Annotated in this window: 7 protein-coding genes; 4 read left to right on the top strand and 3 right to left on the bottom strand. The window is 69.4% G+C overall.

All coding sequences use genetic code 11. The features are described 5' to 3' along the window. The first annotated feature begins 8 nt into the window (after positions 1-8). Complete coding sequence (locus ACVUH9_RS07385; protein ID WP_475755436.1) at positions 9-2,156, top strand: glutamine synthetase III family protein; 2,148 nt, start codon at positions 9-11, stop codon at positions 2,154-2,156. A 257-nt stretch (positions 2,157-2,413) separates the two neighbouring features. Here the strand turns inward: ACVUH9_RS07385 and ACVUH9_RS07380 are convergent, their stop codons facing one another. The 3 genes from ACVUH9_RS07380 to katG form a co-directional block, all read right to left on the bottom strand. Further along, on the bottom strand, positions 2,414-3,058 hold the full coding sequence (locus tag ACVUH9_RS07380) for a hypothetical protein (RefSeq protein WP_475755434.1): 645 nt from the start codon (positions 3,056-3,058) through the stop codon (positions 2,414-2,416). After that, the gene (locus tag ACVUH9_RS07375; protein WP_475755432.1) at positions 3,055-3,960 is read right to left on the bottom strand and encodes an HAD family hydrolase; all 906 of its coding nucleotides are present in this window, start codon (positions 3,958-3,960) and stop codon (positions 3,055-3,057) included. Before ACVUH9_RS07375 ends, ACVUH9_RS07380 begins: the two co-directional genes overlap by 4 nt. A gap of 297 nt (positions 3,961-4,257) precedes the next feature. Continuing rightward, positions 4,258-6,483, bottom strand: coding sequence for a catalase/peroxidase HPI (gene katG, locus ACVUH9_RS07370; protein ID WP_475755430.1), 2,226 nt, complete (start codon positions 6,481-6,483; stop codon positions 4,258-4,260). Positions 6,484-6,691: 208 nt separating this feature from the next. Between katG and ACVUH9_RS07365 the strand changes: the two genes are divergently transcribed. The 3 genes from ACVUH9_RS07365 to ACVUH9_RS07355 all read left to right on the top strand — a co-directional run bounded on the left by ACVUH9_RS07365 (position 6,692) and on the right by ACVUH9_RS07355 (position 11,281). Continuing rightward, positions 6,692-7,033, top strand: a complete 342-nt coding sequence (locus ACVUH9_RS07365; RefSeq protein ID WP_475755428.1) for a helix-turn-helix domain-containing protein — start codon at positions 6,692-6,694, stop codon at positions 7,031-7,033. 6 nt (positions 7,034-7,039) lie between these two features. Continuing rightward, on the top strand, positions 7,040-7,603 hold the full coding sequence (locus ACVUH9_RS07360; protein ID WP_475755426.1) for a hypothetical protein: 564 nt from the start codon (positions 7,040-7,042) through the stop codon (positions 7,601-7,603). 72 nt (positions 7,604-7,675) lie between these two features. Continuing rightward, positions 7,676-11,281, top strand: coding sequence for a methionine synthase (locus ACVUH9_RS07355; RefSeq protein ID WP_475755424.1), 3,606 nt, complete (start codon positions 7,676-7,678; stop codon positions 11,279-11,281). The last annotated feature ends 1 nt before the right edge of the window (position 11,282 follow it).

The raw sequence follows: 11,282 nt of genomic DNA, 5'->3' as shown, positions 1-11,282 counted from the left end.
TGCAGCCCATGACCCAGTCCCGCCAGAGGAACGTCACCGCCGCGCGGTGGACCGCCGACGAGGTCGCTTTCGGCATCGACGACCTCACCCGTCCGCAGAACCAGATCTTCGGCGTGGACGTCTTCAGCCCGGCGGTGCAGCGCCAGCGGCTCCCGAAGGACGTGTACAAGCGCCTCCAGCGGACGCTCGAGCGGGGCGAGGCCCTCGACGTCAGCCTGGCCGACGCCGTCGCCTCGGCGATGCGCGATTGGGCGCTGGAGAAGGGCGCCAGCCACTACACCCACTGGTTCCAGCCGCTGACCGGCTCGACCGCCGAGAAGCACGACTCGTTCTTCAACCCGACCGACGACGGCGGCGCGATCGCCGACTTCTCGGGCAAGGAGCTGATCCAGGGCGAGCCGGACGCGTCCTCGTTCCCGTCGGGCGGCATCCGCGCGACCTTCGAGGCCCGCGGCTACACCGCCTGGGACCCGACCTCCCCCGCGTTCATCCTCGAGAACCCGAACGGCGCCCTGCTCTGCATCCCGACGGCGTTCACGTCGTGGACGGGCGAGGCGCTGGACACCAAGATCCCGCTGCTGCGCTCGATGGACGTGCTCAGCCGCTCCGCGGTCCGCGCCCTGCGCCTGCTCGGTGACGACGACCCGCAGCGCGTCTTCACCACGATCGGCGCCGAGCAGGAGTACTTCCTCATCGAGGAGCAGTACTACTACGAGCGTCCCGACCTCCAGATCACCGGCCGGACGCTGTTCGGCGCCCAGCCGCCGAAGGGCCACGAGCTCGACGACCACTACTTCGGGGCGATCCCGGAGCGCGTGCTCGCCTACATGCTCGAGTGCGAGCGCCAGCTCCAGAAGCTCGGCGTGCCGGTCAAGACCCGTCACAACGAGGTCGCGCCGGGCCAGTACGAGCTGGCCCCGCTGTACGAGACGTCGAACGTCGCGGCCGACCACCAGCACCTGGTGATGCAGGTCCTCCAGCAGACTGCTCCCCACTACGGCCTGGTCTGCCTGCTGCACGAGAAGCCGTTCGCCGGCGTCAACGGCTCGGGCAAGCACAACAACTGGTCGATGAGCACCGACCTCGGCGGCAACCTGCTCGATCCGGGCGACACGCCGCACTCGAACCTGATCTTCCTGTTCTACTGCTCGGCCGTCATCCGCGCCGTCGACGAGCACCAGGGCCTGCTGCGGGCGACCGCCGCCGGCGAGGGCCAGGACCACCGCCTCGGGGCCAACGAGGCCCCGCCGGCGATCATCTCGATGTTCCTCGGCGGCGAGCTGGAAGCCGTCTTCGAGGCGATCGAGGCCGGCGAGGGCGACCCGTCGTCGCCGGGATCGTTCCTCGGCATGGGCACGCCGGTCCTGCCGCCGCTGCCGCGTCACGGCGGCGACCGCAACCGGACCTCGCCGTTCGCCTTCACCGGCAACAAGTTCGAGTTCCGCGCGCTCGGCTCGAGCCAGTCGCTCGGCCTGACCAACACGGTCCTCAACACGATGGCCGCCGAGTCGATCGACGCGCTCTCCGACATGCTCGAGGCCAAGCTGGCCGCCGGCACCGAGCTGGCCACGGCCGTGACCGAGGTCACCGCCGAGGTCTACGCGAAGCACAAGCGGATCATCTTCGACGGCGACGGCTACTCCGACGACTGGCAGGTGGAGGCGAAGAAGCGCGGGCTGCTGAACTACCGCACCACCCCCGACGCGCTCCCGGCCCTGGTCGCGCCGACGTCGATCGCGCTGTTCGAGAAGTACGACGTGCTCTCCGCGCGTGAGGTCGAGGCCCGCTTCGACGTGCTCGTCGAGCAGTACGGCGTCAAGGTCAACATCGAGGCGGAGACCGCCGCCACGATCGCCCGCACGCTGATCCTGCCGGCTGCGGTCGCGCAGCTGAAGCTGCTCCAGGACGTCGGGCTCGACGCCCCGGCGGCGGAGATGCGCGGGCTGACCGAGGAGATCTACACCCGGATCCTCGAGCTCGAGCGGCTCAACCGGACTGAGGGCGAGCTGGCCGACCTCAACCACGCGATCTTCCTCCGCGACGAGATCCTGCCGGCGATGAACGCCGTCCGCGAGATCGCCGACAAGCTCGAGAAGATCGTCGCCGACGACCTCTGGCCGCTGCCGCTGTACTCGGAGATGCTCTTCATCAAGTAGCGCCTCCCCCGGCCTCCCGGCCGGACCCGCAGCACCCCGGAACCCCCGTCCTGCACGGGGGTTCCGGCGTTTCGGGGTCCTCTAGGAGACGGCCGCCACGAGAACGAGGAAGAACGTGCCGAGCACCTCGGAGAACAGGCGCCGCCACTCCTGCTTAGGCTCCTTGAAGTCCTCGATACGGTCGACGACGCTCTGCTCGTAGCGAGCGATCGGGGCCCCGAACGGGAAGGTCTTGGGTCACCGTCATGGCCGTCTCCCTAGTTGGTCACCGACCAGCTCTTGAGGAGCTTTCGGGCGGTGCCGTTGTTGCCGAGGTGGTAGACGGACACGCTGGTGGGGTGGACGGGGAACGGCTCGAAAGGCTCGGCCTCGATGATCTTGAGGTCGTCGAACTTGGCGACGCCGACGGTGATGTGCGGGAGGTACTTGCCGTCGCCGATCTGGTTGGGCACGTATGCCTGCACCCAGTCGATGATGGTCGGGCTGATCGTCTCGCCGGGGTCGGCGACGAACGCCGCCGCGGTGCCATTGGGCTCGACGAACGGTGCGACGGCGTTGACGAGCTTGGCTTGGAATTCGAGCACGTCGGGGCTGGCCGAGACGAGGATCGCGGTCAGCCCGTAGCCGGGAAAGCCCCAGTCGGCGTGCGTGATCTTGACGCCCTGGTAGCCAAGCGAGGCCAGGTCGGTCTCGCCGACTGTCTTCTCGACGGCGTCGTAGACCTTGTCGAGGTCGGCGGTGCGTACGTAGCGCTGCAAGGTCGTGATGTGCGGCATGTGGGTGTCATCAAGCACCCACCCCTCGGGCATGCTTTGCAGCACCCGTGCGTTGGTCGCGCGGGCGCGCTCCAGTGCATGCTCGTCGGGGTCGATCAGAATGTCGATCGCTGTCAGATCGCTCATGCGCTCGCTCCGGTCTTGAACACGGTGGCCCAGTCGTTCTTCATGCTCACGACCGTCCAGCCGAGCGCCTTCGCTTGCTCGACGGACCTCTCCGCGCCCGCGGTGTACGCGAACTCGCGTTCCTCGTCGTCGTGATCGACAAGAACCGAGAACGTCGCGGCCTGAAGCATCTCGATGTCCACGTCGGCGTTGCCGCCAGCGAACACGGGCAGCCGGCCGGTCTGGGCAAAGATGTGCTCCGGCTTGCCCGGCCCGACGTCGAGGCCGCCCAGCGCATGCTCGGCCCGGACGATCCTGCCGTCGGCATACGTGTACTCGGCGGCGGTGCCGATCACGTTCTCCTTGTAGATCCCCCACGTCTCCTCCGCGAATACCCGCATGAACTCCCGGCCGCCACCGGAGCAGACGAACACGCGGAAGTCGACCGCCTTGAGGTAGTCGAGCAGCTCCAGCATCGGCTCGTAGACCAACTCGATGTACGGCACCCCGAGCTTGGGCTGCTTGACCGTCGTCAGCCACTCCCGGACCTGCGCGTCGAACTCATCGGGCGTCGAGCCGCCCCATGTGCGCGTGAACGCGGCCAGCAGCGACTCCACGACGGCCGGCTCCTGGACCGCGATCCCGGCGAAGAAGGCCGGGTCACGGGCGAGGATCGCCTTGTACGGCTGCTGCTCCGCAAGCGCCGGGTCGGCCTTGACCTCCTCGCCCCATCGACGAAAGACGAAGTCGAACTGCGGCGGCAGCGGCTGCTCCACCCACAACGTCCCGTCGTTGTCGAACGTCGCAACCCGATCCGCCAGCTCGACGAACCCCGGCCCCGGCGTCGTCGCCGACGTCACGAAATCAACGATCGCCTGCTTTGCAGGGCCCTCATTCCAACTAGCGAGCACACTCTCGGTCACGGTCAGCTCCCTCGGCAGTCGACCTCGGCCACACCGGACCGGATCATCGCGTGAAGCTAGCGCGTCGCCCTGGACCTGCCATCGCCCGAACAGGATGATTCGGTGTGCCGCTGGCGAGCGGAACAGGGTCGGTGGAGGACGGCAGGCCGCCCGGTAGTCGTCCACCGTGACGGTGGACGACGCATCGCGGAACGACCAACGCCCCAGCCCGCCCCCACAACGACGAACGGCCCGCCGAGGCGGGCCGTTCGAAAGGCTGGTGCGGGGCGACCTCGAGCCGCCCCGCGCCGGCAACGCTCAGCGCAGGTCGAACCGATCTGCGTCCATCACCTTCACCCACGCGGCGACGAAGTCGCGCACAAAGGCCTCGCGCGCGTCGTCGGCCGCGTAGACCTCGGCCAGCGCGTGCAGCTCGGAGTTCGAGCCGAAGACCAGGTCGACGCGGGAGCCGGTCCACTTGACCTCGCCCGTCGCGCGGTCGCGGCCCTCGAACGTCCCCTCGTTGCCCGCCACGGCCGACCACTCCGTGCCGAGGTCGAGCAGGTTCACGAAGAAGTCGTTCGCGAGCGTGCCCGGCCGGTCGGTCAGGACGCCGTCGGTCGAGCCGCCGGCGTTGGCGCCCAGCACGCGCAGGCCGCCGACCAGGACGGTCGTCTCCGGCGCGCTCAGGTTGAGCAGGTTCGCCCGGTCGATCAGCAGGTACTCGGCGGTCAGTCGCTGCTTGCCGGACAGGTAGTTGCGGAACCCGTCCGCGACCGGCTCCAGCGCGTCGAACGACGCGACGTCGGTCTGCTCCTGCGACGCGTCGACGCGGCCGGCCGTGAACGGCACGACGACGTCGACGCCGCCCTGCTTGGCCGCCCGCTCGACCGCGGCCGAACCGGCGAGCACGATCAGGTCGGCCAGCGAGACCTGCGCGCTGCCGCCGGCGTTGAACGACGCCTGGATGCCCTCGAGGGCCGTCAGGACCGTCGCGAGCTGCTCGGGATCGTTGGCCTCCCAGTCCTTCTGCGGGGCGAGGCGCACGCGGGCACCGTTGGCCCCGCCGCGCTTGTCGCTGCCACGGAACGAGCTGGCCGAGGCCCAGGCGGTCGAGACCAGCTGAGCGGTCGTCAGGCCGGACTCGAGGACCTTCGCCTTCAGCGCGGCGACGTCGGCGTCACCGATGACCGTGGCCGGGGCCTCCGGCAGCGGGTCCTGCCACAGCAGGGTCTCGCTCGGGACCTCGGGGCCGCGGTAGCGGGAGACCGGGCCCATGTCGCGGTGCGTCAGCTTGAACCAGGCGCGGGCGAAGGCGTCGGAGAACGCGTCCTGATCGTCCTTGAACCGGCGCGAGATCTTCTCGTAGGCCGGGTCGGCGCGCAGCGCCAGGTCGGAGGTCAGCATCCGCGGCTCGCGCTTGCCGTCGCCGAACGCCTCGGGCACCAGGTCGGCGCCGCCGTTGTTGATCGGCCGCCACTGCTGCGCGCCGGCCGGGGACTTCGTCAGCTCCCACTCGTAGGCGAACAGGATGTGGAAGAACTCGTTGTCCCAGCGGGTCGGGTGGTAGGTCCAGGTGACCTCCAGGCCGCTGCCGATCGTGTCGCCGGCGTTGCCGCTGCCGTAGCTGTTCTTCCAGCCCAGGCCCTGCTGCTCCAGCGGGGCGGCCTCGGGCTCGGGGCCGACGTACTTGTCGGGGTCAGCGGCGCCGTGGGTCTTGCCGAAGGTGTGGCCGCCGGCGATCAGCGCGACGGTCTCCTCGTCGTTCATCGCCATCCGGGCGAACGTCTCGCGGATGTCGCGGGCCGAGGCGAGCGGGTCCGGGTTGCCGTTCGGGCCCTCCGGGTTGACGTAGATCAGCCCCATCTGGACCGCGCCCAGCGGGTTCTCCAGCTGGCGGTCGCCGGTGTAGCGCTCGTCGCCGAGCCACTCGGTCTCCGGGCCCCAGTAGACGTCCTCGTCGGGCTCCCAGACGTCCTCGCGACCGCCGGCGAAGCCGAAGGTCTCGAAGCCCATCGTCTCCAGCGAGACGTTGCCGGCGAGGATCATCAGGTCGGCCCAGGAGAGGCTGCGACCGTACTTCTGCTTGATCGGCCAGAGCAGCCGGCGGGCCTTGTCGAGGTTGACGTTGTCGGGCCAGCTGTTGAGCGGGGCGAACCGCTGTTGCCCGGCGCCGGCGCCGCCGCGGCCGTCGCTGATCCGGTAGGTGCCGGCGCTGTGCCAGGCCATCCGGACCATGAACCCGCCGTAGTGGCCGAAGTCCGCGGGCCACCAGTCCTGCGAGGTCGTCAGGAGCTCGGCGAGGTCCTGCTTGACCGCAGCCAGGTCGAGCGACTCGAACGCCTTCGCGTAGTCGAACTGCTCGCCGAGCGGGTTCGCCACGGCGGGGTTCTTGGCGAGGATCTTCAGGTTGAGCCGCTCCGGCCACCAACTACGGTTGCCGCCACCCTGCGTCGGGTGGGGGGCGCGGCCATGGGCGACCGGGCAGCCGTTCGCGGGCTGCTCGTTGACCTCACCGATGACGGCGTCAGGCTTCTCGGACACGGGGACTCTCTTCCGGGGTACAGGGGGAGCTGGGTCGTCGATCGGTCGGCGGCCGGCGTGGGCGGCCGCTCGAGCCGTCCGATCTGTTCGACCACCCTACCTTGCTCTATTGCGAGACGCGTAAAGACAATGTTCTTCAAGTAGTGGTCCTCCGTGCGGGCGGCCGGAACCGACCCCGCGGCATATCCGAACAGATATGATGAAGGGCATGACCAGCGGAGCCGACATCCTTCGGGAGGTCCGAACCCAGGCGGGGTTGTCGCAAGCCGAGCTCGCACGTCGCGCCGGCACGTCGCAGGCAACGCTCTCCTCCTACGAGCACGGGCGCAAGCAACCTTCCGCCTCGACCCTCGCCCGGGTCGTGGCCGCCGCCGGATGGCGACTGACCGCCGTCCCGGCCGAGCAGCGGACGCTTCACCCCTCGGCCGAGCAAGCCCGCGAACGCGGACGACAGCTGGAGGAGGTCATGGAGCTCGCCGAAGCCCTCCCGACCCGCCACGACCCGGTCCTCCGCTTCCCGCCCCTGCTCAACCTCCGCCCGGCCCACTAGCCACCCGTGCCCGGCCTCCTCGCCTCCCGGCTGCTGGAGCTGCACCGGGCGCTTGCCGCTCGTGGGATCCCGCACGCGTTCGGCGGGGCGATCGCGCTCGCCTACTGGACCAACGACCCCCGAGGGACCAGCGACCTCGACGTGAACATCTTCGTCGCGCACACCGACAGCCCCCGGGCGCTCGAAGCACTACCCACGGAGATCGCCCAGACCCCGACGACCGCGACGGAGATCATCCGAGACGGACAGGTCCGACTGTGGTGGGACACCACGCCGATCGACCTCTTCTTCAACACCGTTCCCGTCCACGACCAGACCGCCAGACACGTCGAGATCAAGCCGTTCTCGGACGCGAAGATCCCGGTCCTCGGGCCCATCGAGCTGGCGACCTTCAAGGCGATGTTCGACCGCACGAAGGACTGGGCCGACATCGAAGCCATGGTCGCCGCCGACGCCGTCGACCTCGATGCGGTGCGCGAGACCCTGGCCTCGATGCTCGAACCCGATGACCCGAGGTTCGACCGCCTGCGCGAGGCGATCCGCCGTGCCGGCAGGTCGCACGGGAACTAGCGCCCGGAGCCCCACCGCCCAACCTTGACACAGCTGTGGCAAGGTTGCCCTCGGCGTTGCTACCCTTCACGAATGGCCGAGCGCGATTACCTGGCAGCCGTCCGCGACCACGTGGTGGTCTTCGACGGGAGCATGGGCGCCCTGCTGGAGGACAAGAACCTCTCGCTGGAGGACGACTACAAGCTCCCCGGTCGCGCGCACGAGGTCCTGGTCCTCAACCGGCCGGACGTCATCGAGGAGCTCCACACCACGATGCTCGACGCCGGCGCGACCGTGCTCGAGACCGACTCCTTCCAGGCCTCGCGCCTGAAGCTGGAGGAGTGGGGCCTGGCCGAGCACACGCTCGAGATCAACGTCCGCGCCGCCGAGATCGCCCGCAAGGCCGCCGGCCCCGACCGCTTCGTCGCCGGCTCGATCGGCCCGACCGGCTTCCTGCCGTCGTCCGACGACCCGACCCTCGGCAACATCCTCTTCCCGGAGCTGGTGACGGTCTTCGAGGAGCAGTCCCGCGGCCTGATCCAGGGCGGAGCCGACCTCCTGATCATCGAGACCGCGCAGGACATCCTCGAGGTCAAGGCCGCGATCTTCGGCGCCCGCGAGGCGTTCAAGGCGACCGGCCGCAAGGTCCCGCTGCAGATCTCGGTCTCGCTGCTGCCCAACGGCGGCAAGATGCTGCTGGGCACCGACGTCGCGTCCGTCGTCACCACGCTCGAGGCGCTCAAGGCCGACGTGATCGGGCTCAACTGCTCGACCGGCCCCGAGGACATGCGCGACGCGATCCGCTACCTCGGCGAGAACGCCCGCGTCCCCGTCCACTGCATCCCCAACGCCGGCATCCCCCAGCAGGGCATCAACGGCGAGACGGTCTTCCCCGAGAAGCCCCAGCCGCTGGCCGACGCGCTCGGCGAGTTCGTCGACGACTACGGCGTGGCGATCGTCGGCGGCTGCTGCGGCACGACCCCGGAGCACATCTCGGCGATCGCCGAGCGGGTCGCCGGCAAGCCCGCCGGCGCGACCACCCACAACGCGGGCCGGGTCACGCGCAACATCCAGGTCTCGTCGATGATCGCGGCGGCCGACCTCGTCCAGGAGCCGCGCCCGACGATCGTCGGCGAGCGCGTCAACTCGCAGGGCTCGCGCAAGGCCAAGGAGCTGCTCCTGGCCGACGACTACGACTCGCTGACCACGATCGCCGAGGGCCAGGTCGAGGGCGGCGCCCACGTGCTCGACGTCTGCGTCGCGCTGACCGAGCGCAGCGACGAGGCCGAGCAGATGCGGCAGGTCGTCAAGAAGATCAGCCTCACCCAGCCGGCGCCGATCCAGATCGACTCGACCGAGCCCGACGTGATCAAGACGGCCCTGGAGCAGATCCCGGGCCGCGCGATCGTCAACTCGGTCAACCTCGAGGCCGGCCGCGACAAGATGGACGTCGTGGTCCCGCTGGCGCTGGAGCACGGCGCGATGGTGATCGCGCTCACGATCGACGAGATCGGGATGGGCAAGACGGTCGAGCGCAAGCTCGAGATCGCCGAGCGGCTCAAGCAGATCGCCTGCGACGAGCACGGGCTCGAGCCCGAGGCGCTGATCTTCGACCTCCTGACCTTCACCCTCACCACCGGTGACGAGGAGTGGCGCGACTCCGCCGTCCAGACGATCGAGGCGATCCGGGCGATCGGCGGCCGCCTGCCCGGCGTCAAGACCTCGCTCGGCGTCTCCAACGTCAGCTTCGGCGTCGGCCTGGCCGCGCGCTCGGTCCTGAACTCGGTCTTCCTCTACCACTGCGTCGAGGCCGGCCTCGACCTGGCGATGGTCAACCCGGCCCACATCATCCCGATGGGCGAGATCGACCCCGTCGAGCGGCAGCTGGCCGAGGACCTGGTCTGGAACCGCCGCGAGGACGCGCTCGAGCTGTTCATCAACCACTTCGAGGCGAAGGGGCCGGGCCAGGAGGCCGAGGAGAAGGCCGACCCGACCGCGGAGATGGAGCCGGAGGAGGCGCTCCACTTCCGGATCCTCAAGCGCAAGAAGGACGGCGTCGAGGCCGACATCGACCGCGCGGTCGAGAAGCTCGGCGCGGTGCCGGTGCTCAACGACGTGCTGCTGCCGGCGATGAAGGAGGTCGGCGACAAGTTCGGCGCCGGCGAGCTGATCCTGCCGTTCGTGCTGCAGTCGGCCGAGGTCATGAAGAAGGCCGTCAAGCAGCTCGAGAACTACCTCGAGCGGACGGCGGACTACACCAAGGGCACCGTCGTCCTGGCGACCGTCTTCGGCGACGTCCACGACATCGGCAAGTCGCTGGTCAACACGATCCTGAGCAACAACGGCTACACCGTCATCGACCTCGGCAAGCAGGTCCCGGTCGGCACGATCCTCGAGGCGGCCAAGGAGCACGACGCGACCGCGATCGGCCTCTCGGCGCTGCTCGTCTCGACCTCCAAGCAGATGCCGCTGGCCGTCCAGGAGCTGCACCGCGAGGGCCTCAAGTACCCGGTCCTGGTCGGCGGCGCGGCGATCAACCGCAACTTCTCCTACCGCGCGCTCCACCCCAACGGGCTCGACGACGACACCGCCTACGAGGGCGGCGTCTTCTACTGCAAGGACGCCTTCGAGGGTCTGAGCGTGATGGACCGGATGGTCGACGACAACGCCCACCCGGAGATGCTCGAGGAGATCAAGGCCGGCGCGATCAAGCTCCGCAACCAGGCCAAGGCCGACGAGAACCTGCCGCCGCTGACCGACGCCTCCGTGCGCTCGCCGGTCGCGGCCGACGCCCCGGTGCCGGAGCCGCCCTTCTGGGGCGTGCAGGAGGTGCCCGTCGACATGGACGAGCTGTACCACCACCTCGACACCCACGTGCTCTTCAAGCTCCACTGGGGCGGCAAGGGGATCAAGGGCGACGCCTGGCGGGCGCTCGTCGAGGGCGACGGCGAGGAGGAGGGCTTCCGGCCCAAGCTCGAGCGGATGTGGGCCGAGCAGGACTACCTGCGGCCGCGCGCGCTGATCGGCTTCTTCCCCTGCTACGCCGACGGCAACGACGTCGTGCTGCTCGATCCGGAGGACCGCAAGACCGAGATCAACCGGTTCGTCACCCCGCGCCAGCAGAAGGGCGACCGGATGGCCACCTCCGACTTCTTCCGCCCCGGCGTGAAGCAGGAGGACGGGACCGTCGTGGCCCCCGAAGAGCTCGACGTGATCGCGGTCCAGGCGCTGACCGTCGGCGAGGAGGTCACCGAGCTGATGGCCAAGCTCGAGGCCGAGGGCGAGTACGCCGAGCAGCTGTTCGTGCACGGCCTCGGCGTGCAGACCGCCGAGGGCCTCTCGGAGTGGCTGCACTGGAAGGTCCGCAACTGGTACGGCATCCCGGAGACGCAGGGCCGCCGGCTCTCGTGGGGCTACGCCGCGATCCCGGACCAGTCCGAGCACGAGAAGGTCAAGGAGCTGCTCGACATCTCCCAGATCGGCCTCGACATCACCGACGGCTACTCCCCCACCCCGGAGCAGTCGACGTTGGCGATGGTCCTGCACCACCCCCAGGCGGTCTACTACGGGATGCGCAACGGCCGCTTCATGAAGGACGGCACCCCGGACGACATCATCGTCGGGACCGAGCGCGATCCGACCCGGATCGAGGCCGACTTCCTCGAGGCCGATCCGGCCGAGGTCGAGATCGAGGCCTGAG

This window comes from Patulibacter ginsengiterrae, from assembly GCF_056269115.1.
Note: the sequence above shows the minus strand (reverse complement) of the source record. Positions and strands in the feature narration are given on the sequence as shown.